General features: G+C 64.9%; 24 protein-coding genes. 20 read left to right on the forward strand and 4 right to left on the reverse strand.

The genetic code is table 11. The features are described from left to right. Window positions 1-72 precede the first annotated feature (72 nt). From ppsA to K5880_RS16365, 5 genes are all read left to right on the forward strand, one after another. On the forward strand, window positions 73-2,472 hold the full coding sequence (ppsA, locus tag K5880_RS16345) for a phosphoenolpyruvate synthase (RefSeq protein WP_297654611.1): 2,400 nt from the start codon (window positions 73-75) through the stop codon (window positions 2,470-2,472). A 153-nt stretch (window positions 2,473-2,625) separates the two neighbouring features. After that, window positions 2,626-2,838, forward strand: a complete 213-nt coding sequence (locus K5880_RS16350) for a hypothetical protein (protein WP_297654614.1) — start codon at window positions 2,626-2,628, stop codon at window positions 2,836-2,838. Between the two features lie 18 nt (window positions 2,839-2,856). Further along, window positions 2,857-5,592, forward strand: a complete 2,736-nt coding sequence (locus K5880_RS16355) for a sensor histidine kinase (protein WP_297654617.1) — start codon at window positions 2,857-2,859, stop codon at window positions 5,590-5,592. Window positions 5,593-5,607: 15 nt separating this feature from the next. Beyond that, window positions 5,608-5,985: a response regulator gene (locus K5880_RS16360; RefSeq protein WP_297654620.1), complete on the forward strand. Its 378-nt coding sequence runs from the start codon at window positions 5,608-5,610 to the stop codon at window positions 5,983-5,985. 28 nt (window positions 5,986-6,013) lie between these two features. Next, window positions 6,014-8,230 (forward strand): exonuclease domain-containing protein, encoded by a 2,217-nt coding sequence (locus K5880_RS16365; protein WP_297654623.1) that lies wholly within the window; start codon window positions 6,014-6,016, stop codon window positions 8,228-8,230. Window positions 8,231-8,249: 19 nt separating this feature from the next. On the opposite strand, the gene K5880_RS16370 is transcribed toward K5880_RS16365, so the two are convergent. After that, entirely contained in the window at window positions 8,250-9,704 is a 1,455-nt protein-coding gene (locus tag K5880_RS16370; RefSeq protein WP_297654626.1) for a DUF294 nucleotidyltransferase-like domain-containing protein, read from the reverse strand. Between the two features lie 173 nt (window positions 9,705-9,877). Here K5880_RS16370 and K5880_RS16375 point away from each other — a divergent pair, with 173 nt between their 5' ends. The 9 genes from K5880_RS16375 to dnaB all read left to right on the forward strand — a co-directional run bounded on the left by K5880_RS16375 (window position 9,878) and on the right by dnaB (window position 16,514). Then, complete coding sequence (locus K5880_RS16375) at window positions 9,878-10,174, forward strand: hypothetical protein (RefSeq protein ID WP_297654629.1); 297 nt, start codon at window positions 9,878-9,880, stop codon at window positions 10,172-10,174. Further along, the gene (locus tag K5880_RS16380) at window positions 10,171-10,746 is read left to right on the forward strand and encodes a tetratricopeptide repeat protein (RefSeq protein ID WP_297654632.1); all 576 of its coding nucleotides are present in this window, start codon (window positions 10,171-10,173) and stop codon (window positions 10,744-10,746) included. Before K5880_RS16375 ends, K5880_RS16380 begins: the two co-directional genes overlap by 4 nt. A 145-nt stretch (window positions 10,747-10,891) precedes the next feature. Beyond that, on the forward strand, window positions 10,892-11,152 hold the full coding sequence (locus K5880_RS16385) for a DUF4212 domain-containing protein (RefSeq protein WP_297654635.1): 261 nt from the start codon (window positions 10,892-10,894) through the stop codon (window positions 11,150-11,152). A 4-nt stretch (window positions 11,153-11,156) separates the two neighbouring features. Then, window positions 11,157-13,268, forward strand: a complete 2,112-nt coding sequence (locus K5880_RS16390) for a sodium:solute symporter family protein (protein WP_297654637.1) — start codon at window positions 11,157-11,159, stop codon at window positions 13,266-13,268. A 198-nt stretch (window positions 13,269-13,466) separates the two neighbouring features. Beyond that, window positions 13,467-13,853, forward strand: coding sequence for a 30S ribosomal protein S6 (gene rpsF, locus K5880_RS16395; RefSeq protein WP_297654640.1), 387 nt, complete (start codon window positions 13,467-13,469; stop codon window positions 13,851-13,853). A 25-nt stretch (window positions 13,854-13,878) separates the two neighbouring features. After that, entirely contained in the window at window positions 13,879-14,166 is a 288-nt protein-coding gene (gene priB, locus K5880_RS16400) for a primosomal replication protein N (protein ID WP_297654643.1), read from the forward strand. Window positions 14,167-14,177: 11 nt separating this feature from the next. Next, window positions 14,178-14,459 (forward strand): 30S ribosomal protein S18, encoded by a 282-nt coding sequence (gene rpsR / locus K5880_RS16405; RefSeq protein WP_086119488.1) that lies wholly within the window; start codon window positions 14,178-14,180, stop codon window positions 14,457-14,459. 13 nt (window positions 14,460-14,472) lie between these two features. Continuing rightward, entirely contained in the window at window positions 14,473-14,925 is a 453-nt protein-coding gene (gene rplI / locus K5880_RS16410) for a 50S ribosomal protein L9 (protein WP_297654650.1), read from the forward strand. A 170-nt stretch (window positions 14,926-15,095) separates the two neighbouring features. Continuing rightward, window positions 15,096-16,514 carry a replicative DNA helicase gene (gene dnaB / locus K5880_RS16415; protein WP_297654653.1) on the forward strand — a complete coding sequence of 473 codons (1,419 nt, stop codon included), beginning with the start codon at window positions 15,096-15,098 and terminating at the stop codon, window positions 16,512-16,514. 65 nt (window positions 16,515-16,579) lie between these two features. Here the strand turns inward: dnaB and K5880_RS16420 are convergent, their stop codons facing one another. The 3 genes from K5880_RS16420 to K5880_RS16430 all read right to left on the reverse strand — a co-directional run bounded on the left by K5880_RS16420 (window position 16,580) and on the right by K5880_RS16430 (window position 19,566). Then, the gene (locus K5880_RS16420) at window positions 16,580-18,331 is read right to left on the reverse strand and encodes a PhoH family protein (RefSeq protein ID WP_297654656.1); all 1,752 of its coding nucleotides are present in this window, start codon (window positions 18,329-18,331) and stop codon (window positions 16,580-16,582) included. Between the two features lie 200 nt (window positions 18,332-18,531). Continuing rightward, window positions 18,532-19,008: a peroxiredoxin gene (locus K5880_RS16425; protein WP_297654658.1), complete on the reverse strand. Its 477-nt coding sequence runs from the start codon at window positions 19,006-19,008 to the stop codon at window positions 18,532-18,534. A gap of 183 nt (window positions 19,009-19,191) precedes the next feature. Continuing rightward, window positions 19,192-19,566, reverse strand: a complete 375-nt coding sequence (locus K5880_RS16430; protein WP_297654660.1) for an Mth938-like domain-containing protein — start codon at window positions 19,564-19,566, stop codon at window positions 19,192-19,194. Between the two features lie 137 nt (window positions 19,567-19,703). Here K5880_RS16430 and K5880_RS16435 point away from each other — a divergent pair, with 137 nt between their 5' ends. The 6 genes from K5880_RS16435 to moaD are packed head-to-tail and all read left to right on the forward strand — an operon-like array spanning window position 19,704 to window position 25,807. Continuing rightward, window positions 19,704-20,930 carry a pyridoxal phosphate-dependent aminotransferase gene (locus K5880_RS16435; RefSeq protein WP_297654663.1) on the forward strand — a complete coding sequence of 409 codons (1,227 nt, stop codon included), beginning with the start codon at window positions 19,704-19,706 and terminating at the stop codon, window positions 20,928-20,930. Window positions 20,931-20,957: 27 nt separating this feature from the next. Further along, window positions 20,958-22,280, forward strand: a complete 1,323-nt coding sequence (locus tag K5880_RS16440) for a homoserine dehydrogenase (RefSeq protein ID WP_297654667.1) — start codon at window positions 20,958-20,960, stop codon at window positions 22,278-22,280. Continuing rightward, window positions 22,280-23,725 (forward strand): threonine synthase, encoded by a 1,446-nt coding sequence (gene thrC, locus K5880_RS16445; protein ID WP_297654670.1) that lies wholly within the window; start codon window positions 22,280-22,282, stop codon window positions 23,723-23,725. The genes K5880_RS16440 and thrC overlap by 1 nt, the downstream gene beginning before the upstream one ends. Beyond that, window positions 23,722-24,264 (forward strand): molybdopterin-guanine dinucleotide biosynthesis protein B, encoded by a 543-nt coding sequence (gene mobB / locus K5880_RS16450; protein ID WP_297654673.1) that lies wholly within the window; start codon window positions 23,722-23,724, stop codon window positions 24,262-24,264. Before thrC ends, mobB begins: the two co-directional genes overlap by 4 nt. Beyond that, window positions 24,261-25,559 carry a gephyrin-like molybdotransferase Glp gene (gene glp / locus K5880_RS16455; RefSeq protein WP_297654676.1) on the forward strand — a complete coding sequence of 433 codons (1,299 nt, stop codon included), beginning with the start codon at window positions 24,261-24,263 and terminating at the stop codon, window positions 25,557-25,559. Before mobB ends, glp begins: the two co-directional genes overlap by 4 nt. Then, the gene (gene moaD, locus K5880_RS16460; RefSeq protein WP_297654679.1) at window positions 25,556-25,807 is read left to right on the forward strand and encodes a molybdopterin converting factor subunit 1; all 252 of its coding nucleotides are present in this window, start codon (window positions 25,556-25,558) and stop codon (window positions 25,805-25,807) included. Before glp ends, moaD begins: the two co-directional genes overlap by 4 nt. Window position 25,808 lies beyond the last annotated feature (1 nt).

A 25,808-nucleotide genomic window follows, 5' to 3' on the forward strand; every position in this document is an offset into this window, starting at 1 on the left:
GACCCACAACAGAACAACAGGTCGCCCGCTGGCGCATGGAACCCCCGGTTTTTCAACCTTAGGAGCTTTCCCATGTCCCAGCTGTTTGGAGCGACCGATCTTGTCGTGCCGTTCGAGAAATTGCGAATGAGCGACGTCGAGGCCGTCGGCGGCAAGAATGCCAGCCTCGGCGAGATGATTTCGCAACTGCCCACCGGTGTGAAGGTGCCCACGGGCTTTGCCACGACGGCCCACGCGTTTCGCGAGTTCCTGCAACACGACGGCCTGACCGCACGCATCAACGCCCGCCTGGACGCGCTCGACACCGAGGACGTGCGCGCCCTGGCCGAGGCCGGTGCCGAGATCCGCGCCATGGTGGAAAACCAGCCGTTCCCGGCCGACCTGGAGCAGGCGATCCGCGACGAGTTCGCGAAACTGAGCGCCGGCAACCCCAAGGCTTCGTTCGCGGTGCGTTCGTCCGCCACGGCGGAAGACCTGCCCGACGCCTCGTTCGCCGGCCAGCAGGAGACCTTCCTCAACGTGGTCGGCATCGAGGACGTGCTGCACAAGATGAAGGAGGTGTTCGCCAGCCTCTACAACGACCGCGCCATCAGCTACCGGGTGCACAAGGGCTTTGCCCATGCCGACGTGGCGCTCTCGGCCGGCGTGCAGCGCATGGTGCGCTCCGACCTGGGTGCCGCCGGCGTGATGTTCACCATCGACACCGAGAGCGGGTTCGAGGACGTGGTCTTCATCACCAGCAGCTACGGCCTGGGCGAGACGGTGGTGCAGGGCGCGGTGAACCCCGACGAGTTCTACGTGCACAAGCCCATGCTCAAGGCGGGCAAGCGCGCGCTGATTCGCCGCAACCTGGGCAGCAAGCTCATCCAGATGGTGTTCAGTACGCCAGACGAGAAGGCCAGCAGTGGAAAGCTGGTCAAGACGGTGGATGTGGCGGTCGAGCAGCGCAACCGCTACAGCCTGAGCGACGCCGACGTCGAGCAACTCGCGAAGTACGCGCTGGTGATCGAGGAACACTACGGCCGCCCGATGGACATCGAATGGGGCAAGGACGGCACCGACGGCCAGCTCTACATTCTTCAGGCACGCCCCGAGACGGTGAAGAGCCAGAGCGCGGGCAAGACCGAGGTGCGCTACAAGCTCAAGGGCAAGGGCGCGGTGCTGGCCAGCGGTCGCGCCATCGGGCAGAAGGTGGGCACCGGCCCGGTGCGCCTGGTGCACAACATCAGCGAGATGGACAAGGTGCAACCCGGCGACGTGCTGGTGACCGACATGACCGACCCGAACTGGGAGCCGGTGATGAAGCGCGCCAGCGCCATCGTGACCAACCGCGGCGGGCGCACCTGCCACGCGGCCATCATCGCGCGCGAACTCGGCATTCCGGCCGTGGTGGGCTGCGGTGATGCCACCGACCTGCTCAAGGACGGCACCCTGGTCACCGTCAGCTGCGCCGAAGGCGACACCGGCAACATATACGACGGCGTGCTCGAGACCGAGATCACCGAGGTGCAGCGCGGCGACATGCCGGCGCTGGACGTGAAGATCATGATGAACGTGGGCAACCCGCAACTGGCCTTCGACTTCGCGCAGATCCCCAACAGCGGCGTGGGCCTGGCGCGGCTGGAATTCATCATCAACAACAACATCGGCGTGCACCCCAAGGCCATCCTGGACTACCCGCAGATCGACGCCGACCTGAAGAAGGCGGTGGAGTCGGTGGCCCGCGGCCACGCCTCGCCGCGAGCCTTCTATGTGGACAAGGTCGCCGAGGGCGTGGCCACCATCGCCGCGGCCTTCTGGCCCAAGCCGGTGATCGTTCGCCTGTCCGATTTCAAGAGCAACGAGTACCGCAAGCTGGTGGGTGGCTCGCGCTACGAGCCCGAGGAAGAGAACCCGATGCTGGGCTTTCGTGGCGCCGCGCGCTACATCAGCGAGGACTTCCGCGAGGCCTTCGCCATGGAGTGCGAGGCGCTCAAGCGCGTGCGCGAGGACATGGGCCTGACCAACGTGCAGGTGATGGTGCCTTTCGTGCGCACGCTCGCGCAGGCCGAGCGCGTCACGCAATTGCTGGCCGACAAGGGCTTGAAGCGTGGCGAGAACGAACTCAAGGTCATCATGATGTGCGAGATCCCGAGCAACGCGGTGCTCGCCCGTGACTTCCTGCGGTTCTTCGACGGCTTCTCCATCGGCTCGAACGACCTGACCCAGCTCACCCTGGGTCTGGACCGCGACTCCGGCCTGGAACTGCTCGCGCACGATTTCGACGAGCGCGACCCGGCCGTCAAGGCCTTGCTGCAGATGGCCATCAGCGCCTGCAAGGCCGAGGGCAAGTACGTCGGCATCTGCGGCCAGGGCCCCAGCGACCACCCCGACTTCGCCCAGTGGCTGCGCGACGAGGGCATCAGCTCGATCTCGCTGAACCCGGACTCCGTGGTCGACACCTGGCAACTGTTGTCGACGAACCCGGTGTAGGTTCCGGTTTCCCTCGATGGCAATGAAGGCGGCAGGGCGAAAGGCCTGCCGCCTTTTTTCATGTGCACCCGCAACAGGGGCAGGCGAGGGGGCTGGGGCACAATCGACCGAAGCGTGGGTGACCGCCCGGCCCACGCTGTCGAGGAGACCCGCATGTTTCAAGGCCTTGCTGCTCAACGTCTGGTGGCCCTGTTCTTTGCCGGCTGGGCCCTGTTCAACTTTCCGCTGCTGGCACTGTGGGACCACGATGTCACCTTGTGGGGGCTGCCGCTGTTTCCGCTCGCGCTGTTCGTGGTGTGGGCCGCGCTGATCGCTGCGCTGGCCTGGGTGGCCGAGCGCGGCATCGACGCCGAGCGGACCGACTGAGCAACCGAGCCGCCGACCATGCTGTCCGCCCCACTGGTCATCGGCGTTTCCTTCGCCTACCTGCTGCTGTTGTTCGCGGTGGCCTACTGGGCCGATCTGCGCGCCCTGCAGGGGCGTTCGGTGATAGCCAGCCCCTGGGTGTATGCTCTGTCGCTGGCGGTGTACTGCACCGCCTGGACCTACTTCGGCAGCGTCGGCCGCGCGGCCACGTCGGGCGTGTGGTTCCTGCCGATCTACCTGGGTCCGATGCTGGCCATGATCCTGGCCTGGATGGTGGTGCGCAAGATGATCCGCATCGCCAAGACCTGGCGCATCACCTCCATCGCCGACTTCATCGCCAGCCGCTACGGCAAGAGCCAGTTGCTGGCCGGGCTGGTGACGCTGATCACGGTGGTGGGCATCGTGCCCTACATCGCGTTGCAGCTCAAGGCGATCGCCAGCGGCTACGCGGTGCTGACCTCGCCGCTGGGCCAGCCGGCGGTGCAAAGCGCGGACTGGTGGAGCGACAGCACGCTCTACGTGGCCATTGCGCTGGCGGGCTTCACGATCGTTTTCGGCGCGCGCCACCTCGACAGCACCGAGCGCCACGAGGGCATGGTGGCGGCGATCGCGTTCGAATCGGTGGTCAAGCTGGTGGCGTTTCTCGCGGTCGGCCTGTTCGTGAGCTTCGGCCTGTTCGGCAGCCCGGCTGAACTGTTCGAGCGTGCCCGCGAGATCGAGGCACTGCGCCTCCTGCTGCAGTTCGACCAGGGCCAGCCGTTTGCCTACGCCCAGTGGCTGGGGCTCACCTTGCTGGCCATGCTGTCGGTGATCTTCCTGCCACGCCAGTTCCAGATGATGGTGGTGGAGAACGTCGACGAGCAGCACTTGCGACGCGCGGTCTGGGCGTTCCCGCTGTACCTGCTGCTGATCAACCTGTTCGTGCTGCCGATCGCCGTCGGTGGCCTGTTGCACTTCGGCGCCGGCCGCATGGACCCGGAGACCTTCGTGCTCTCGCTGCCGCTGTCGCAAGGCTGGTACGCGCTGGCGCTGTTTGCATTTGTTGGCGGGCTCTCGGCCGCCACCGGCATGGTGATCGTCGAGGCCATCGCGGTGTCCACCATGGTCTGCAACGACCTGGTGATGCCGCTGCTGCTGCGCATGCACCGCTTCGGCGCGCGCGCCAGCGGCGACCTGACGGGCCTGCTGTTGTTGATCCGGCGGCTGGCGATCCTGGGCATCCTGTTGCTGGGCTACCTGTATTTCCACCTCGCGGGCGAAGCGTATGCGCTGGTGAGCATCGGTCTCATCAGCTTCGCGGCGGTGGCGCAGTTCGCGCCCGCCCTGCTCGGCGGCATGTACTGGAAGGGCGGCACGCGGGGCGGGGCGCTGACCGGTCTGCTGCTGGGGTTCGGCTTCTGGGCCTACACCCTCATGCTGCCCTCGCTGGCCAAGTCGGGCTGGCTGCCCGGTGGCTTCCTGGAATTCGGCCCCTGGGGGCAGGCCTGGCTGATGCCCGAGGCTTTCCTCGGCCTCAAGGGCCTGGACAACCTCACGCACTCGCTGTTCTGGAGCCTGCTGGCCAACATCGCCGGCTATGTGGGCGTGTCCCTGTGGCGCCCGCCGTCGGCGCGCGAGACCAGCCAGGCCTTGTTGTTCGTCGATGTGTTCCACCGCACTGCGGGGACGCGGCCGGTGTTCTGGCAGGGCAAGGCCCAGGTGTCGGCCCTGCTGCCGCTGGTCGGGCGGTTCCTGGGCGTCGACACGGCCCAGCGCCTGTTCACCGACTACGCGCGCCTGGTGGGGGTCGGGCGCATCGATCAGATTCCGGCCGACGCGCGCCTGGTGCATTTCGTCGAGACCCAGCTGGCCGGCGCCATCGGCAGCGCTTCGGCGCGCGTGATGGTCTCGTCGGTGGTGGAGGAGGAGGCGCTCGATCTGGATGACGTGATGCGCATCCTGGACGAAGCCTCGCAACTGCGTGCCTATTCGCATGCGCTGGAAGACAAGTCGCGTTCGCTGGAACGGGCGACGGCCGAACTGCGCACGGCCAATGAGCAACTCAAGAGCCTGGACCGGCTCAAGGACGACTTCATGTCCTCGGTGACCCACGAACTGCGCACACCCTTGACATCGATCAGGGCGCTGGCCGAACTCATGCGCGACGATGCGAACATGGACACTGTGCAGCGTCAGCAGTTTGTCGGCATCATCGTGGCCGAGACCGAGCGCCTGAGCCGGCTGGTCAACCAGGTGCTGGACATGGCCAAGATCGAAGCCGGCCATGCCGAGTGGCACACGACCACGCTGGACATTCGCGAACTGCTCGAACAGGCGGCTCGCACGATGGAGGAAACCTGCCGCGAGCGGGGCGTGGAGCTGGAGCGCGTGTTGCCCGCGCGGGTGCGCCCGATCCGTGCCGACGCGGACCGGCTCACGCAGGTGGTTTTGAACCTGCTGTCGAACGCCGCAAAATACGCCCCTCGGGACACCGGGCACGTTGTGCTGAAGCTGGAGGAGACCGAAGAAGGCGTGGAGGTGCAGGTGCAGGACAACGGGCCTGGCATTCCGCTGGAACAGCAGGACATGGTGTTCGAGCGGTTTCGGCAGGTGGAGGGTGATGCCCATTACCGGCCAGGGGGCACCGGCCTGGGACTGCCGATCAGCCGCCAGATCGTGGCCCATTTTGGTGGACGCATGTGGCTGCATTCCACGCCTGGCCAGGGCGCCACGTTCGGCTTCTTCCTGCCACGTCCGCCGGCCTCGGCCATCTGACCACGGAGACATCGCATGGGCCAAAAAATCCTGATTGCCGACGACGAACCGAACATCCTGATCTCGCTGGAGTTCCTCATGAAACGCGAGGGTTTCGAGGTGGTGCTCGCGCGCGACGGCCAGGAGGCCATCGATGCCATCCTGCGCGAGCGCCCGGCGCTGGTGCTGCTGGACGTGATGATGCCGGTCAAGACCGGCTTCGACGTCTGCTGCGAGGTGCGCGCCAACGACGCGCTGCAGGACACGCGCATCGTGATGCTCACCGCCAAGGGGCGCGACACCGACGTGGCCAAAGGGCTGGCCCTGGGTGCCAACGCCTACATGACCAAGCCGTTCTCCACCCGTGAGCTGGTGGACAAGGTGCACGAGATGCTGGGGCAGGAAAGCGGATGACCGTGACGTGCCAACCGGGGCGGGTTCGATGAGCCGTCGTCGCCCCATCGACCGACGCTGGCCCGCGGGAGCGATCGTGCTGTGCGCGGGGGTGGCGCTGTGGCTGGCTCTCACCGCGGTGGTTCTTTGGGCCACGCTGGACGTGCCACAACGCGCCCAGGTGGCGTCGCTGCTGGGGTCGCGCGTACCCTTGCTCGTGCTCATGGGCCTGGTGCTCGCGGCGGGTGCGACCATGGCCGTTCGCGCCTTGCTGGCGCACTTTGTGGAGCCGGCGGCACAGTTGGTCGAGCAGGGGCGGGTGCTGGCCAGTGCCGAGGTCGAGCGCGAGTTGCCGGTGCGGGGCAGTGCCGAAACACGGGCGCTCACCGATCTGGTCAACCGCCTTGTGGCGCAGCGCGCCTTGCTGCGTCGCGACATGGACGCGCGCGTGCGGGACACCAGCCGGGACATCGAGCAGGAAAAGAGCCGCCTGGCCGCGCTGATGGCCGAGCTCACGCAGAGCGTGGTGGTGTGCAACCTGGACGGGCGTGTGTTGCTGTACAACCAGCGCGCGCGCCAGCAATTCCAGGCGCTCTCGCAAACCTCGGGCGTGGGCGGCGGCGCGGAGTTGCTCGGCCTGGGGCGTTCCATCTACACGGTGTTCGACCGCAAGCTGGTGGCGCATGCGCTTGAGAACATCCAGCAGCGCATGCTGCGCGGCATCGGGCAGCCCTCTGCCCAGTTCGTCACCACGACCGCCACCGGGCAGCTGCTGCGTGTGCAGATGGCACCCGTTCGATCGCCCCAGGCGATGAGCCTGCCCGATACCGCCGAACTGGTGGCCGACCGCGCCGAGCTCAGCGGTTTCGTGCTGATGCTGGACAACATCACCCGCGATTACGAGCAGGCTTCCCACCGCGACCACGCGCTGCACGCATTGACCGAAGGCAGCCGGTCCGCGCTGGCCAACATGCAGGCAGCGCTCGATGTGCTCGACCTTCCGGATCTGGAAGTGTCGGCGCGCGAGCGTTTTCTCGGCGTGATCCGCGAGGAGACACGGACGCTGAGCCAGCGCATTGCCGCGCTGGACGCGGATGCAGCCCGCAGCTTCAAGGCGCGCTGGCCGCTCGAGGACATGTTGGGAGCCGATCTGTTGAACGCCGCGATGCGGCGCATCGAGACGGTGACCGGCATGTCGGCCACCACGCTGGAGATCGACGCCTCGCTGTGGTTGCGTGTGGAGAGCTTTTCGCTGTTGCAGGTGCTGGTGTATCTGGCGGGCCGGCTGTCAGATGAGTTCGGCGTGCGCTTCGTGGAACTGCGGCTCACACCCGCACCGGCGGCCAGCGGCCGTGCGCAGCTCGACCTCATCTGGTCGGGCCAGGCCATGAGCACCGAGACCGTGATGAGCTGGGAGCTCGATCCGATGAAAACGGCCGGTGCCGATACCTCCGGCCTGACGGTGCGTGATGTGGTCGAGCGCCATGGCGGCGCGTTCTGGTTCGAGCGCGAGCGCACGCGCCACCAGGCTTTCTTCCGGCTGCTGGTGCCACTGGCTGATCCGCAGGACCGCTTGGACACGACGCTGTACCTGCGGGGCGAGAGCCGGCCTGAGTACTACGATTTCGACCTCTTTCGCACCACCGAGCAGACCCGGTCGCTGGACGACCGTCCCCTGAGCGATCTGGCCTACACCGTGTTCGACACCGAAACCACCGGCCTGGACCCTGCGCAGGGGGACGAGATCATCCAGATCGGCGCGGCGCGCATTGTCAATGGCAAACTGCTGCGCCACGAATGCTTTGAACAACTCGTGAACCCGCGCCGTTCGATTCCGGCCGCCTCGATCCCGATCCATGGCATACAGCCTTCCATGGTGGTCGACCAACCCACCATCGCCAAGGTGCTGCCGGCCTTCCGGGCGTTTGCGCAGGACACGGTGCTGGTGGCGCACAACGCGGCCTTCGACATGCGCTTTCTGCAGCTCAAGGAGAAGCAGACCGGCGTGGTGTTCGATCAGCCGGTGCTCGACACGCTGCTGCTGTCGGCCGTGCTGCACCCGAACCAGGATTCGCACCGGCTGGAGGCGATTGCTGAGCGCCTGGACGTGCCCGTGATCGGGCGGCACACCGCCATGGGCGACGCCATGGTGACCGCCGAGATATTCCTCAAGCTGTTGCCGCTGCTGGCCGAGCGCGGCATCCACACGCTGGGGCAGGCACGCGAGGCCTCGCAGCGAACCTACTACGCGCGCCTGAAGTACTGAAGTGCGTTGAGTGGGACGCTCAGAAGCGTCCGGCCTGGAAACGCTGGCCCAGAACCTCCTGCAAGGTCTTGACGACGCGGAACGCGTCCTTGAGCTGGGAGCGCTCGAAATTGCTTACCTCTGTTGGACTCAGGAAGTTGTCAGGCGGTTGGCCCTGGGCCATCTGGCGCGCCTGGTGCCGGATGCGCGTAGCGGCCAGAAACTCCAGTGCGTCCCGCAGATCCCGCGAGCTGTTTTCGCTCAGGATGCCGCCGCTGGCAGCGTGCAGCAGCCGGTCATGCGTGTTGACGGATTCGTCCCCACCGCCCAGGGCGCATACCCGGGCCAGATCGACGATGGGCACGATGCCGTTGTGCTTGAGATCCACCGTGCCCTTGTGCTCGCCGCTGCGCAGCAGCGTGAGCTGGTTGAACATGCCCAGGGGGGGCTGGTGACTCAAGGCGTTGCCCACCATGTACGCCAGGAAGATGCTTTGCTTGCGGGTGCGTTCGAGCACATCGCGGCGCAATGTGCCCAGCAACTCGCTGCGACCGTGCACAGCCCGCATGTCGAAGAACACGCAGGTCAGCATCAGGGACTTCGGATCGGGTTCGTCAATCCAGCGCGCGAACAGATCGGCCCAACGCCGCCGTGGCAGCCGCCAGGCGTCGTTCATGGCCATCATGTCTCCGGGGCAGTGCACGTAGCCGCACGCATGCAGGCCGTCGCAGACCTGTCTCGAGAACGCCTTGAAGTACTCGCCGTGGCGCGCTTCGTCATAGCTGTCGTCCAGCACCAGGGCATTGTCCTGATCGGTCTTTGCGGTCTGCTCGCTGCGCGCCTGGGAGCCGGCCGCTACCCAGGCGTAGTCGACCGGGGGAGGCCCCAACTGGCTCTCGGCGAGATGCAGCAACCGGGTCGTGACGGCGTCGGTGATGGTGGTGATGATGTGGCCCGTGCCGTAGGCCGAGGCGCCAGCGGCGGCAAGGCTTTGCTGGAGCTGCGGTACTTTGGCGACCGCCTTCTGCAGGCCCTCGATCGTGGTCTGCTTGTGGATCTCGCCGGCCATGTAGACCGCCGAACCGCTGTTGTGCTCGGTCAGGTCGTTGGCGGTAAGCATGCCGACCACGCGCTGCCCATCGAGCACCGGCATGTGGTGCACGTTGTGCCGTGCCATCACCAGCAGCGCGTCGAAGGCCATGCCCTCGACGTCGGCGCACACCGGCGCGAGCGTGGCAACGTCCATGACCGGGCGCTGTGTGTCGATGCCGGTGGCCACGACCCGGTTGCGAAGGTCGCGGTCGGTCACCAGGCCGAACAGCACCCCCTGCTCGACGATCAACACCGAGGACACACGCTGCTCGCTCATGAGTTGAGCCGCGTCGCGGATGCTGGCGGTCGCGGGCAGCGCGACGGGCGCACGCTGGATCAGGGCGCGCAGCGGCGTGGCCAGAATGTCGGGGGCGGTATCGGTGGCATCTGAAGGTGGCGTCATGGCACCGCAATGGTGTCATGAACGAGTACTTTGGTCATCCCGCGAAGCGCCCCCCGTCGACTTTGCGGGTATACCCCTAGAGGGTTTCGCCTCGCCTTGGCGGTTGGCGCAAGCTTTTGTAAGAACTCGGTAAGGTAGCGCTCCAGAATGGCGCCAAGCTACCCGAGGGCTTCATGCTGCTGTTTGTCTCCGCTGTCAAACTCGTTGCCGAAATTGCCCTGCTTGCCCTGTTCGGCCAGTGGGTGCTGGGTCTATTGGCCGGCAAACAAAAGAACCAGAACCTGTTCTATCAGGTGCTGCAGCAGGTGGGCCTGCCTTTTGTGAAAGTTGCCCGCTTCCTGACCCCCAGGCTCGTGCTCGAACGCCACCTCCCTCTGGTGGCGTTCCTGCTTCTGGCCTTCATCTGGCTGGCGGCGACCTGGGCCAAGATCAACCACTGTCTCAAGATCGGGGTGGCGCTGTGTCAGTGAACCGATCCCTCAATCAGATGTTCGCGCGCTGGCAGATTCGTGTCCTGGTGCTGCTTGGCCAGCGCCAGGCAGCGCTTGACCGCCTGGACGCGTGGCTGCAGAACGACTCCGCCAACGTGTACGCCCTCGCGACGCAGGCCCATCTTCTGGCGGAGATGGGGGACAAGCCCAGAGCCTTGCTGGCCCTTCAGCGCCAGGTGGCCTTGCAGCCGCAAGCAGCGCCCGGATGGTTCAACCTCGGATTCCTCAGCGAAGAAATGGGCCTGCTGGAGCAGGCAGAAGACGCGTTCCGGCGCGCACTCGACATCGATCCCAGGCTCGATCGCGCCTGGTACGGCCTGGCGTTGAGCCTCATCCGCCAGCGGCGCTTCGACGAAGCCGTCATCGCGCTGCGCAAGAACACAGAACTGCAACCCATGAGCCCCTACGGCTGGTACCAGCTGGCCCGGGTTCATGTCGACCGGCAAGAACCCGAGGAGGCGGCGAAGATCATTCGCCACCTGCGCGGGTTCGAGCCCAAAGTGGCTGCGCAGCTGGAGCGTGAGACCGGCCTGGGTACATCCCGGGCCTGAATCGCGCAACGGCCATGTGGCTGGAAAAAGGGGTCTATGGCGCCAGCTGTCGACCGAAAAACGCGGACCGGTTGCAGGCCGTCTGGAGGAGATGGGCGGTGTTCGTGACGTGCCCGAAAGGGTGTTGTTGATGGAGGTCGATCGCATGGAACTGACAGACAAGCACCGCCGTTACTGGCGGAAGAACCTGAACATCACGGCCACATTGCTCGCAATATGGTTCGTGGTCACATTCGTCGTGAGCTACTTCGCCCGCGAACTGAACTTCAACTTCTTTGGTTGGCCGTTCAGCTTCTGGGTGGGCGCGCAAGGGGCCCTGGTGGTGTATGTGGCCATCATCGGTTACTACGCCTGGTACATGAACAAACTCGACATCGAGCACGGTGTCGAAGAGACCGAGGAGTAACACCATGGCTGGCATGTTTGAAACTGCAGGCGCGGGCGGAGGCTCCAACAAGGCCTTCAAGCAACAACTCAACAAGGTGTACAAGTGGTACACGGGCGGCTTCTTCGTCTTCGTCGTGGCCCTGGCCATCCTCGAGCAGATGGGGCTGTCACGCGAATGGATCGGCTTCATCTTCCTCCTGGCCACGATCGGCCTGTACGCGGGCATCGGCATCATGAGCCGCACGACCGATGCTGCCGAGTACTACGTCGCGGGGCGTCGGGTGCCAGCCGTGTACAACGGCATGGCCACGGGCGCCGACTGGATGTCCGCCGCGTCGTTCATCGGCATGGCCGGCACGCTGTACCTGACCGGCTACGGCGGCCTGGCCTTCATCATGGGATGGACGGGTGGCTATTGCCTGGTGGCGTTGTTCCTGGCGCCCTACCTGCGCAAGTTCGGCCAGTTCACCATTCCTGACTTCCTGGGTGAGCGCTACGGTGGCAACCTGCCCCGCTTCATCGGCATCTTTGCCGCCATCCTGTGCTCGTTCACCTATGTGGTGGCGCAGATCTACGGTGTCGGTCTCATCACCTCGCGCCTGACCGGCGTGGCGTTCGAGCTCGGTGTGTTCCTGGGTCTGGGTGGCATTCTGGTGTGCTCCTTCCTGGGTGGCATGCGCGCGGTGACGTGGACGCAGGTGGCGCAGTACATCATCCTGATCATTGCGTACATGATCCCGGTGGTGTGGCTTTCGGTGAAGCAGACCAGCGTGCCCGTGCCGCAGGCCATCTACGGCCAGCAGCTGCAGAAGGTGACGCAGGCCGAGGCCAAGCTGATCGCCGACCCGAAAGAGATCGAGGTTCGCGACATTTACAAACAGCGTTCCGCAGAGCTGGCCGAGAAGCTCAAGGACCCGGCTACTGCGCTCGCCGCGGACAAGGCCGCTGCAGAGGCCAAGCTGGCAGAACTGCGCGCGGCCAACGCACCGTCTGCCGACATCACCGCAGCCGAGAAGGCGCTCAGCGGCCTGCCGGGCGATGCGGCAGCCGCCAGGACCGCCTGGACCAAGGCCAAGGCCGCTGCCGATGCCAAGAGCAGGCCGCTCAACGGTATGCCGCGTCACGCGCAGCAGTTCGCCGGAGATCCGAATGGCGACGAGGCTGCAAAGTCTGCTTTCGACACCTCGCGGCGAAATTTCCTGGCCCTCATCTTCTGCCTGATGATCGGTACGGCGGCGCTGCCCCACATCCTGATGCGCTACTACACGGTGCCCAGTGTGAAAGAGGCGCGCCAGTCGGTGACCTGGTCGCTGTTCTTCATCTTCCTGCTGTATTTCACCGCGCCGGCCCTGGCCGTGCTGGTGAAGTACGAGGTGTTGACCGTGCTCGTGGGCACGCCTTTCAACAACCTGCCGGAATGGATAGCGGCGTGGAACAAGGTGGACCCGGGCCTGCTGTCGGTGACCGACATCAACAAGGACGGCCTGCTGCAGCTCAATGAAATGAGCATCGGCGGCGACATCATCGTGCTGGCCGCGCCCGCCATTGGTGGCCTGCCGTACGTGGTGTCGGGTCTGGTGGCCGCAGGCGGCCTGGCCGCCGCGCTGTCCACCGCCGACGGCCTGCTGCTGACGATCGCCAACGCGCTTTCGCACGACCTGTACTACAAGATGATCGATCCCAACGCCTCCACGGCCCGCCGCGTGACCATCTCCAAGGTCCTGCTGCTGATCGTGGCCTTGTGCGCGGCGTACGTGGCGGCCCAGAAGCCAGCGGACATCCTGTTCCTGGTCTCCGCGGCGTTCTCGTTCGCGGCGGCGGCGTTCTTCCCGGCGCTGGTGCTGGGAATCTTCTGGAAACGAGCCACTGGAACGGCCGCCTCGATCGGCATGGCCGCCGGTCTGGGCGTGACGTTCTACTACATGGTGACGACCCAACCCTGGCTGCGTGGTGTCTTCGGCGTGACCTCGCCCGTCGAACTCTGGTGGGGCATCCAGCCGATCTCGGCAGGCCTGTTCGGCGTGCCGGTGGGTTTTGCCATCATCATCCTGCTCAGCTTCGTGACCCCGGCCCCCAGCCGCAAGGTGCAGGAGCTGGTGGAGCATGTGCGCTACCCGAGCCTGAAGATGTCCTGATTCCCAGGCATTTTTCCCTGTTCGACCCACCCGGCGCAGCGCCGCCCGGTGGGTCCCCGACCCGGCCCGTTTTGCGACGCGCCGGGTTTTTTGCTAGAATCGCGGGCTTGCCTTGCTGCACCCCAACCGACGCTGGGGGTAGCTTTCACCGAAAACGCCATCCTGTCAGGATGGCGTTGTCATCCACAAGGAGAGTCCATGCGTCACTATGAAATCGTCTTGCTGATCCATCCGGATCAAAGCGAACAGGTTCCGGCCATGCTGGAACGCTACAAGGGCATGATCACCGCCGGCGGCGGCAAGATCCACCGTGTTGAAGACTGGGGTCGTCGCCAGATGGCCTACCAGATCAACAAGCTGTCCAAGGCCCATTACCTGTGCGTCAACATCGAAGCCGATCAGGCCGTGATGTCCGAACTGGAGCACGCGTTCAGGTTCAACGACGCGGTCCTTCGTCACCTCACGGTGCTGCGCAAGAAGGCCGATACCGGTCCGTCGGCCATGATGAAGTCTGTCGAGCGCGAGGAAGCCCGCAAGCTTCAGCAGCCGGCGTCGCATCAATCGCAGGAACAGGCCGCCGCATAAGCCCGCGGCGCGACGTCGTCATCGGGTGAACCGTCTCCAGTTGTCGGCCGTGGTGGTGCAGGTTCAGAGCCTGCGATACACACCGGCAGGCGTCCCGGCCGTCAACCTCGTGCTTGAACACGAGTCCCAGGTCGTCGAGATGGACACCCCGAGACAGGTGAAACTGCAGCTGAGGGCCGTGGCCTTCGGTGCCCAGGCCGAGATCCTCTCCCGACAGGGACTTGACGCGGTCTGTGAGTTTCACGGCTTCATGACGAATGCGCGCAATGGCAAAGGCGTGGTGTTCCACATCCAGGATTTCAGCAAAACATAGGAAGGCCCATCATGGCTGCACCCAAGCGATTCAACAAAGACAAGCGCCCCAAGCGCAACACCCAATCACTGCTCTTCAAGCGCAAGCGTTTCTGCCGCTTCACCGTAGCGAACGTGGAAGAGGTCGACTACAAGGACGTGGATGTCCTGCGCGACTTCATTGCCGAGAACGGCAAGATCATCCCGGCGCGCCTGACCGGCACCCGTGCGTTCTACCAGCGCCAGGTCAACACCGCCATCAAGCGCGCGCGTTTCCTGGGCATGCTGCCCTACAGCGACCAGCATCGCGTCTGAAAGAGAGACTGACATGCAAATCATCCTGCTCGACAAAGTTGTCAATCTCGGCGCCCTGGGCGATGTGGTCAAGGTCAAGGACGGCTATGCCCGCAACTTCCTGATCCCCACCGGCCGTGCCCGCCGTGCCACCCAGAACGCCATCGCCGAATTCGAGGCGCGCCGTGCCGAACTGGAGAAGGTGGCGGCTGCGCGCCACGCCGAAGCGCAAGCCCTGGGCGAGAAGCTCAGCGCCGTGACGGTCAAGCTGTCGCAAAAGGCCGGCGTGGACGGCCGTCTGTTCGGCTCCGTGACCAACCACGACGTGTCCGAAGAGCTGAACAAGCAAGGTTTTACCGTGTCGAAGTCGCAAGTGCGCATGCCCAACGGCCCGCTCAAGAATGTGGGTGACTACACGGTTAGCGTGAACCTGCATACCGACGTGACGGTGGACGTCAACGTCTCGGTGCTCGGCGAAACCGCTTGAGCCTCTCGCAGCTCCGGCTGCCAGAAGCCGCTGCCTCCGGGCAGCGGCTTTTTTTTCTGCCATGGCATTTGTCCCGGGTTCTGCACGCGATTCGCACCGGATGTCCACAGGTTTGTCCACCCCGCAACAGCGCCCTGGGGCGTACCATAATCGTTTAGCTACAAGACCCCATGTCCGCTGTCTTTTCCAACCCGTTTCCCGACTTCGATCCCGCCCTGGATGGCGCTGGTGATCGCCAGCTTGCGCAGTTGCGGGTGCCCCCGCATTCGATCGAAGCCGAGTCCAGCGTGCTCGGCGGCCTGCTGCTCGACAACGGTGCCTGGGACCGCGTCGCCGATCTGGTCAACGACTCGGATTTCTACCGATATGAACACCGGCTGACTTATTCGGCCATCGCCACGCTGGTCAATGCCAGCAAGCCGGCCGACGTGGTGACGGTGTTCGAACATCTTCAGAACCTGGGCAAGGCGGAAGAGGCCGGCGGCCTGGCCTACCTCAATTCGCTGGCGCAGTACGTGCCCAGCGCGGCCAACATCCGCCGGTATGCCGAGATCGTGCGCGAGCGCGCCATCCTGCGCAAGCTGGTGGCCGCCAGCGACGAGATCGCCACCGCGGCTTTCAATACGCAGGGCAAGCCGGTGGACAAGATCCTCGACGAGGCCGAGCAGAAGATCTTCCACATTGGCGAGGAAGGCTCGCGCATGAAGGAGGGCTTTCAGGGCATGGACAAGCTCGTGGTCGAGCTGCTCGACCGCGTGCAGGAAATGGCGGACAACCCCAACGACATCACCGGCGTGCCCACGGGTTTTGTCGACCTGGACCGCATGACTTCCGGCCTGCAGGCCGGTGACCTGGTGGTGCTGGCCGCGCGGCCTTCCATGGGAAAGACCGCGTTCGCGATCAACATCGCCGAACACGTGGCCCTCAATGAGGGCTTGCCTGTGGCGGTGTTTTCCATGGAAATGGGTGCCTCGCAGCTCGCAGTGCGTATCGTGGGTTCGATCGGACGCATCAACCAGTCCCACCTGCGCAATGGCAAGCTGACCGATGACGAGTGGCCGCGCCTGACCGAGGCCATCGAGAAGCTGCGCAACGTGTCACTGCACATCGACGAGACCCCCGGGCTCAATCCCAGCGTGCTGCGCGCCAATGCCAGGCGCCTGGCACGCCAGTGCGGCAAGCTCGGGTTGATCGTGGTCGACTACCTTCAGCTCATGAGCGGCAGTGGCAGCGATGGGGACAACCGCGCCTCGGAGCTGGGAGAAATTTCGCGTGGCCTGAAGATGCTGGCCAAGGAACTGCAGTGCCCGGTGATCGCGCTGTCGCAGCTCAACCGCAGCGTGGAGACGCGCACCGACAAGCGCCCCATGATGAGCGATCTGCGCGAGTCTGGGGCCATCGAACAGGATGCGGACATCATCATGTTCATTTACCGCGACGAGTACTACACCAAGGACGCGTGCAAGGAGCCGGGCGTTGCCGAAATTATCATTGGCAAGCAGCGCAATGGCCCCACGGGCACGGTCAAGCTGGCGTTCCTGAACATGCTCACGCGCTTCGAGAGCCTGGCCGGTGGCGGCGACTTCTGAATCGTGGTCCGCCCACAAAAAACCCGGCCATGGCCGGGTTTTTTAGTGGCGCAGCGATGTGGGATTCAGAGCACTTCGCTGGCGAAGTCGGCCAGGCGCGAACGCTCGCCGCGCGCCAGCGTGATGTGTCCACCGTGCGGCCAGCCTTTGAAGCGGTCGACCGCGAAAGTCAGGCCCGAAGAGCCTTCGGTGAGGTAGGGCGTGTCGATCTGCGCCAGGTTGCCCATGCAGATGATCTTGGTGCCCGGGCCCGCGCGGGTGATCAGCGTCTTCATCTGCTTGGGCGTGAGGTTCTGCGCCTCGTCGATGATCACGTACTTGTTCATGAAGGTGCGGCCGCGCATGAAGTTCATGCTCTTGACCTTGATCCGGCTGCGGATGAGTTCGTTGGTGGCGGCCCGCCCCCATTCGCCTGCGTTGCCGCCATCGCCCTTGGCCAGGAATTCGAGGTTGTCGTCAAGGGCGCCCATCCAGGGGCCCATCTTCTCTTCCTCGGTGCCCGGCAGGAAGCCGATGTCCTCGCCCACGCTCACGGTGGCGCGGGTCATGATGATCTCGGTGTAGCGCCGGTCGTCGAGCACCTGTGTCAGGCCGCTGGCCAACGCCATCAAGGTCTTGCCGGTGCCGGCCGTGCCGGCCAGCGTCACGAAGTCGATCTCCGGATCCATCAGCAGGTTGAGCGCGAAGTTCTGTTCGCGGTTGCGGCTGGTCACGCCCCACACCGCGTTCTTCAGGTGAGTGAAGTCCTTGAGCGTCTTGAGCACTGCGGTCTTGTCGCGGATCTCGGTCACGCGGGCATAGAGTGAGGGCTCTCCCGGGGCCTCGAAATAGACGAACTGGTTGATGTAGAACTGGCCCACCGCCGGGCCACTCACGCGGTAGAAGGTGTGGCTGCCGCTCTGCCAGCTTTCGATCGTCTTGCTCTGCCGCGTCCAGAAGTCCTGCGGGAGTGCCAGCGCGCCGGCATACAGCAACTCGCCATCGTCCAGCGTCTTGTCGTTCTGGTAGTCCTCGGCGTTCAGTCCGAGAGCCCGGGCCTTGACCCGCATGTTGATGTCTTTCGACACCAGGATGACCTCTCGCTGCGGATGGTGCTCGCGCAGGGCGTGCACCACACCCAGGATCTGGTTGTCGGCCTTGCCCTGGGGCAGGCTGGAGGGCAGGGCGTTGTCCAGCGGCTCTGTCTGGAAGAACAACAGGCCTCGGGCCGATTGATGTCCGGTGGCCGAGAGCTTGAGCCCTTTGGTCATGTCCCCGCCTTGCTGCGCCACGAGGGCGTCCAGCGTGCGGCTGGTCTGGCGCCCGTTGCGCGCCACTTCGGTCATGCCTTTCTTGTGTGCGTCCAGCTCTTCCAGCACGATCATCGGCAGGAAGATGTCGTGTTCCTCGAAGCGGAACAGACTCATCGGATCGTGCAGCAGGACGTTGGTGTCCAGTACGAAAAGCCGCGCAGGTCCAGTGTGGGTGGACTTGCCGCCATTGCGCCGGCGGCTACTCGCCATCGGCGCGGCGTTGCTGGCGGGCGCGCCGGCTGCGGGTACGTCTCCGCGCGACTGTCGTGCCTGCGGTGCCGGTGCGACAGGCGCCTGAGGTGCCTCGTCCCGGGCCACCACCGGCTGTGGCGATCCAGTTTTTCGACCCCGTCCGTTGGAGCGGGTTCTGCTGGGCGCCTCGCGCACGACAGGCTCGTTGGCCGCAGCCGGCTTCGGCGCTTCGGGAGCGGAAAGCAGTTCCAGCGGCTCTTCCGCAGCTCGAAGGGAGTAGGCGTCGGGGGCGAGAAGGGCAGCGCGTTTGGAAGGAGCGGGAGGCAGTGGCATGGATGGCGTGTGGGTTCAGCGCAAGGCCGGAAAACAAAAAGCCGCCTGGAGAACCGGGCGGCTTTGAGAGCTGCAAAGCAGGTTGCAAGAGGGTGGGGCTGGGTAGCTTCCCGGTGTCATGAATTCATTATGCACGAGTCAGGTGACGGCGGAATCCTGGCGCGAACGCAGGCTCGCCACCCACCGTCGCGCATGTGCCTTCAGGCCGCCTTCTTGAGGGTCTTGACGGCCTTGAGAACATCTTCCACGTGGCCAGGCACCTTGAGCCCGCGCCATTCCTGCTTGAGCACGCCGTCGGGGCCGATCAGGAAGGTGCTGCGTTCAATGCCCTTGACCTTCTTGCCGTACATGATCTTGTTCTTGACCACTCCGAACATGTGGCACATCTTTTCTTCGGTGTCGGCAATCAGCTCGAAGGGCAGTTCCAGCTTGGTCTTGAAGTCGTCGTGCGACTTCATGTTGTCGCGTGACACGCCGAACACCTGGGCGCCCGCCTTCACGAAGTCCTTGTACTTGTCGCGGAACTGCATGGCCTCCGTGGTGCAACCGGGGGTGTTGTCCTTGGGGTAGAAGTACAGCACGATGGTCTGACCCAGATGGGTCTGATTGCTGACCTTGATGCCGCCGGTGGCCAGCGATTCGAATTCGGGAATGGGTTTGTTGACAACGACTGCCATACTGCGTGGACCCCTGACGTGAGTTGGTGGTGATGCGTTGGCTTCCCGGCTGCATCGCGGCATGCCTGGCATACAGGATGCAAGGAAGACGCGGCAGGAAACAATCCGCCATTTTACCCTGAAAGGGGTACTCCGTCACGGACGCGGCAGTATTGCCAACCCGCGCGCGCAGAGGCATCAGGCCTACATCAAGAGGGCGAGCACCACCCGCCGACCTTCGCCTGCAAGGATGTTGAAGGTGCGGCAGGCCGCCGCCGAGTCCATGGTCTCGACACCGATGCGTCGGGCCATCAGGTCTTGCAGCAAGGCCGGTCGCACGAAACGCAGGCGCGAACCGCTGCCAAACAGCACCAGTTCGGGTGCCTCGTCCATGACGCCGGCCAGGTGCTCGAAATGTGCTGACGTAAGGTCTTCGAATCGCTCGCAGCCCCAGGGATGCAACTGGCCGCCAGAGGCCAGCACCAGGCTGCCCGCATGGCGCTGACCATTGACCGCGACCCATCCCTCTCCATACGAGGTGATGGCCAGCGAGTCCGGCTTGTCAGCATGCAGTTTCATGGGGTGGCGGATAGGTTGGGGGGCTGGGGAACTGTGGTCAAATTGCAGGTTTTCCCTGCTGATGGGACCGAATATTACGCCCGGTGCCATCTGGCCGGGATGTGCCGGCCATGATCCCAATCGCCTCTGGAGGGCCTTTGAAAACGATTCAGAAATCCGCCAAGCTCGCCAACGTTTGCTACGACATCCGTGGACCCATCATGGATGCGGCGCGCCAGATGGAGGAAGAGGGCCACAAGATCATCAAGCTCAACATCGGCAATCTGGCGGTGTTCGGATTCGATGCACCCGAGGAAATCCAGCAGGACATGATCCGCAACCTGCCGAACTCGGCGGGCTACTCGGACAGCAAGGGCATCTTCGCCGCGCGCAAGGCGGTGATGCACGAGACGCAGAAGCAGGGCATCAAGGGCGTGGCGCTGGAGGACATCTACCTCGGCAACGGCGCGAGCGAACTCATCGTGATGGCGACCAATGCGCTGCTCGACGATGGTGACGAGTTGCTGCTGCCCGCGCCCGACTATCCGCTGTGGACGGCCGCGGTGAGCCTCTCTGGCGGCACGCCGGTGCACTACATGTGCGAGGAGTCCAACGGCTGGATGCCCGACCTGGACGATATCCGCCGCAAGATCACGCCGGCCACCAAGGGCATCGTCGTCATCAACCCGAACAATCCCACCGGAGCCCTTTACTCGGACGAGTTGCTCAAGGCCATCGTGGAGATCGCACGCGAGCATGGGCTGGTGATCTTTGCCGACGAGGTGTACGACAAGGTGCTGTATGACGGCGTGCACCACACGGCCATTGCCAGCCTGTCGGACGACGTGCTCACGCTGACCTTCAACTCGCTGTCCAAGAGCTACCGTTCATGTGGCTACCGCGCTGGCTGGATGATCGTATCGGGCGACAAGAAGCCGGCCAGGGACTACATCGAGGGCCTGAACATGCTCTCGAACATGCGACTGTGCGCCAACGTGCCTGGCCAATGGGCGATCCAGACCGCGCTGGGCGGCTACCAGAGCATCAACGATCTGGTGTGCGAGGGTGGCCGCCTGCGCCGTCAGCGCGACATGGCCTACGAGTTGATCACCGCGATACCGGGTGTGAGCTGCGTCAAGCCCTCGGCTGCACTGTACATGTTTCCCCGGCTCGATCCGAAGATCTACCCGATCGAGGACGACCAGCAGATGTTCCTCGAACTGCTGCAGGAAACGCGCGTGATGCTGGTGCAGGGTTCTGGCTTCAACTACCCTGACAACCAGCATTTCCGCATCGTGTTTCTTCCGCACGAAGACGACCTGCGCGAGGCCATCGGCCGCGTGGCCCGCTTCTTCGAAGGCTGGCGCAAACGCCACGGCACCTGATTTCCCCGTTCCGCAACCATGACCGACATGAAACCGATCCAAGTAGGCCTTCTGGGCATAGGCACCGTAGGCAGTGGCACGTTCAATGTGCTCCGCCGCAACCAGGAGGAGATTCGCCGGCGCGCCGGTCGCGGCATTGAAATCACCATGGTGGCCGACCTGGACACCGCGCGCGCCCAGGCGATCGTGGGCGCCGGCGTTGCCGTGGTGAACGACGCGCGCGCCATCATCGCCAACCCGGAGATCGATATCGTGATCGAGCTCATCGGTGGCTATGGCGTTGCCAGGGATCTGGTGATGGAGGCCATCACGGCGGGCAAGCATGTGGTCACGGCCAACAAGGCCTTGCTTGCGGTGCACGGCACAGAGATCTTCGCCGCCGCGTCGGCCAGGGGCGTGATGGTGGCCTTCGAGGCCGCGGTGGCCGGTGGCATCCCCATCATCAAGGCGCTGCGCGAAGGGCTGACGGCCAACAGCATCCAGTGGATCGCCGGCATCATCAATGGCACCACGAACTTCATCCTCTCAGAGATGCGCGACAAGGGGCTGGACTTCGACACCGTGCTCAAGGAGGCGCAGCGCCTGGGTTATGCCGAGGCGGACCCGACTTTCGACGTCGAGGGTGTGGACGCAGCGCACAAGGTCACGATCATGAGCGCGATCGCCTTCGGCATTCCCGTGCAGTTTCACAAGGCTCACGTCGAGGGCATCAAGCAACTGGGAGCCACCGACATCCGGTATGCAGAGCAACTGGGCTACCGAATCAAGCTGTTGGGCATCACCAAGCGCACGCCACAGGGCGTCGAACTGCGCGTGCACCCCAGCCTGGTCCCGGGCAAGCGCCTGATCGCCAATGTCGAAGGTGCGATGAATGCAGTGCTGGTGCAAGGCGATGCGGTGGGTGCCACGATGTACTACGGCAAGGGTGCGGGCAGCGAACCCACCGCCAGCGCCGTGATTGCCGATCTTGTGGACATCACCCGCCTGCACACCGCGGACCCGCACCATCGCGTGCCGCACCTGGCCTTTCACCCTGATGCCATGAGCGACCTGGCGGTGCTGCCCATGAGCGAGGTGATCACGAGCTACTACCTGCGCCTGCGCGTGGCTGACAAGGCCGGCGTGCTGGCCAACGTTACCGGCCTGCTGGCTGGCCTGGGCATCAGCATCGACGCAGTGATGCAGCGCGAGGCCGATGAAATCAGCGGCGAAGGGGGCACCTCCACCGATCTGATCATCCTCACGCACGATACCCGCGAAGGCACCATGAACGATGCGCTCGCGCAGCTGCAGCAGTTGCCGACGGTGCTCGAACCCATCGTGCGCATTCGCAAGGAAGAGCTGAACTGATGCGCTACCTCTCGACCCGCGGCCACGCTGACCGCAAGCGCTTCTGCGAGATCCTGCTCGAAGGTCTGGCACCCGATGGCGGGCTGTACCTGCCGGAGCAGTACCCGCGGGTGGATGCCGCCGGACTGCAACGCTTGCGCGCCGCCTTCAACGGGGGCGCGCCGGGTGGGTATGCGGCACTGGCGTTCGAGATCCTCTCGCTCTACATCGACGACATCCCGGCGAACGACCTCCGCGCACTGTGCGAGAAGACCTACACCGAGGCGGTGTTCGGCACGGCGCAGATCGTTCCGCTGAAGAGGCTTGAAGACGGCTTTTATCTGGAAGCCCTGTCCAATGGCCCCACGCTGGCCTTCAAGGACATGGCCATGCAGTTGCTGGGCAACCTTTTCGAGTACGAACTGGCACGACGCGGCGAGGAGCTCAACATCCTGGGCGCCACCTCGGGGGACACCGGCAGCGCGGCCGAATACGCCATGCGCGGCAAACGGGGCGTGCGTGTGTTCATGCTCAGCCCGCATGGTCGCATGAGTCCGTTCCAGCAGGCCCAGATGTTCAGCCTGATGGATCACAACATCCACAACATCGCCATTGAAGGCGTGTTCGACGACTGCCAGGACATCGTCAAGAACGTCAGCAACGACCTCGACTTCAAGCGCCGCCACAGGATCGGCACGGTGAACTCGATCAACTGGGCGCGCCTGCTGGCCCAGGTGGTGTATTACTTCGCCGGGTACTTCCAGGCGACGACGAAGGACACAGAGCAGGTTTCGTTCGCCGTGCCGAGCGGCAACTTCGGCAATGTATGTGCGGGCCATGTGGCGCGCCAGATGGGGTTGCCCATCGACCGGCTCGTGGTTGCGACGAACGAGAACGATGTGCTCGACGAATTCTTCCGCACCGGTGTGTACCGCGTGCGCGCCAGCGCAGACACTCACGAGACCTCCAGTCCGTCGATGGACATTTCCAAGGCCAGCAATTTCGAGCGCTTTGTGTTCGACCTGCTGGGCCGCGACGGTGCGCGCGTCAAGGCACTGTTCGGCGACGCGCTGTCGCGCGACGGGCGCTTCGATCTGGGGGCCGATCCGGCATTTCCTGATGCCGCAGATCGCTATGGATTTCGTAGCGGAAAAAGCACCCATGACGATCGGCTGACCACCATTCGCGACGTGTTCCAGCGCCATGGAGTGATGATCGATACCCACACCGCCGACGGCGTGAAGGTGGCGCGCGACCACCGCAGCGAGGCCACGCCGATGATCGTGCTGGAGACGGCGTTGCCCATCAAGTTTGCCGAGACCATCGTCGAGGCGCTGGGCCGTCAACCCGAACGGCCGGCGCAGTTCGAGGGCATCGAGTCCCTGCCCAGGCGTGTGACGGTCATGGCCGCCAGCACAGCGGCCGTGCAGCAGTTCATCGCCGGGCATTGCGCCCGCGCCACATGAAGGTCGTCGGGTTCGCGGGCTTCTCCGGATCGGGCAAGACCACGCTGGTGGAACAGCTGATCCCAGCACTGCAGTTGCGCGGACTGCGTGTCTCGGTGGTCAAGCACGCACACCACGATTTCGACATCGACCACCCGGGCAAGGACACCTGGCGCCACCGTGAGGCCGGTGCCTTCGAGGTGCTGGCCGCCTCGTCGCGCCGGCTTGTCGTGATGCGCGAGCTGCGTGAGCAGACCACGCATTCCGTGCACGACCTGCTCGCCGAACTGCATCCGGCGGTGGACTGGGTGCTGGTCGAAGGCTTCAAGGAAAGCGACCTGCCCAAGGTGGAGGTGTGGCGTGAAGCCAGTGGCAAGCCGGTGCGTTATCCCGTTGACCAACGCATCACCGCCATCGCCACCGACAGCGCGCAGGCATTGCCCCAGGCCACCCCATTGCCGGTGCTGGATTTGAACCGACCCGATGACGTGGCCGTCTGGTTGCTCGACAATGCAGGCCGATTCGAATACCGGGCCGTCACGCGTCCCGCCCTGCCATGAATGCCGTCCCGAACTCCCCCGTCGGTCGCGCGCCCCTGATGTCGCTGGACCACGCCATGGCCGACCTGCTCGGCCGTGTCGAGGCGCTCACCTCCATTGAAACGGTCGCGACCTTCGATGCCGACGGCCGCGTGCTCGCGCAGGATCTCGTCTCCGCGCTGCAGGTGCCGCCGCACGACAACTCGTCCATGGACGGCTATGCGGTGCGCGCCGCCGATGTGACCGAGCCCGGGCAGGTGCTGCGGGTGAGCCAGCGCATCGCGGCCGGCCACGCGAGCGCACCGCTGGAGCCAGGCACCTGCGCGCGCATCTTTACCGGTGCACCCATGCCGGCCGGCGCCGACGCCGTGGTGATGCAGGAGGACACGGTCGAAGTCGGTGGCGACATCCACGCCGTGCATATCCACGCCGTTCCCGAGGCCGGCCAGTGGGTGCGGCGCGCGGGGGAAGACGTGACCCGTGGCGCGGTGGTGCTTGCCCGGGGCGAGCGCCTCTCGCCCACCAGCCTGGGCCTGGCCGCCAGCCTGGGCCTGGCGCAACTGAGCGTGCTGGCGCGTCCGCGTGTGGCCCTTTTCTCCACCGGTGACGAACTCGTCATGCCCGGCGAGGTGCCGCCCGAGGCCATGAAGCCCGGTGCCATCTACAACTCCAACCGATTCTTCCTGCGCGCGCTGCTGCGGCGCATGGGCTGCGAGGTGAGCGACCTGGGTATCGTGCCCGACCAGCGCGGTGCGACGCTGGCCGCGCTCAAGACCGCCGCCGATCACCACGACCTGATCCTCACCAGCGGCGGTGTCTCGGTCGGCGAGGAGGACCACATCAAGCCCTCGGTGCAGCAGCTCGGCAGCCTGGACCTGTGGCAGATCGGTATGAAGCCGGGCAAGCCTTTTGCCTATGGCACGGTGCGGCGCGATGCCGGGGCCGGGGCCGCGGCGACGCAGGCCTGCCACTTCATCGGCCTGCCGGGCAACCCGGTCTCCAGTTTCGTCACCTTTCTGCTGCTGGTTCGGCCCTTCCTGCTCAGGCTGCAGGGCGTGCCCGCCAACCGCATCCACGCCTTGCCGCCGGCCACCACGCTGCCGGCGCATTTCACCGTGGCGCGCGCCGACAAGCGCCGCGAGTTCCTGCGCGTGCGCCGCAACGCCGCCGGCGGACTGGACCTGTTTCCCAACCAGAGTTCGGGCGTGCTCACCTCGGTGGTCTGGGGTGACGGCCTGGTCGACAACCCCGCCGGCACCACCATTGCCCATGGCGACCCCGTGTCCTACATCTCCTTTGCGGAACTGCTCGCATGAACATCCAGCTGCGCTATTTTGCCTCCATCCGCGAAGCCCTTGGCACCGGCAGCGAGTCGCTGCAGACCGAGTCCCGCACGCTTGCCGCGCTGCGCGCGGAACTGGTGGCGCGCGGCGGCGCCTATGCCGAGGCGCTGGCGCCGGGCAGGGCCGTGCGCGTGGCGTTGAACCAGACCATGAGCGAAGAAGCCACCGCGCTCACCGATGGCGCGGAAGTGGGCTTCTTCCCGCCGGTCACCGGGGGCTGAA

This window comes from Hydrogenophaga sp. (genome assembly GCF_025699295.1).
Lineage (GTDB): Bacteria > Pseudomonadota > Gammaproteobacteria > Burkholderiales > Burkholderiaceae_C > Hydrogenophaga.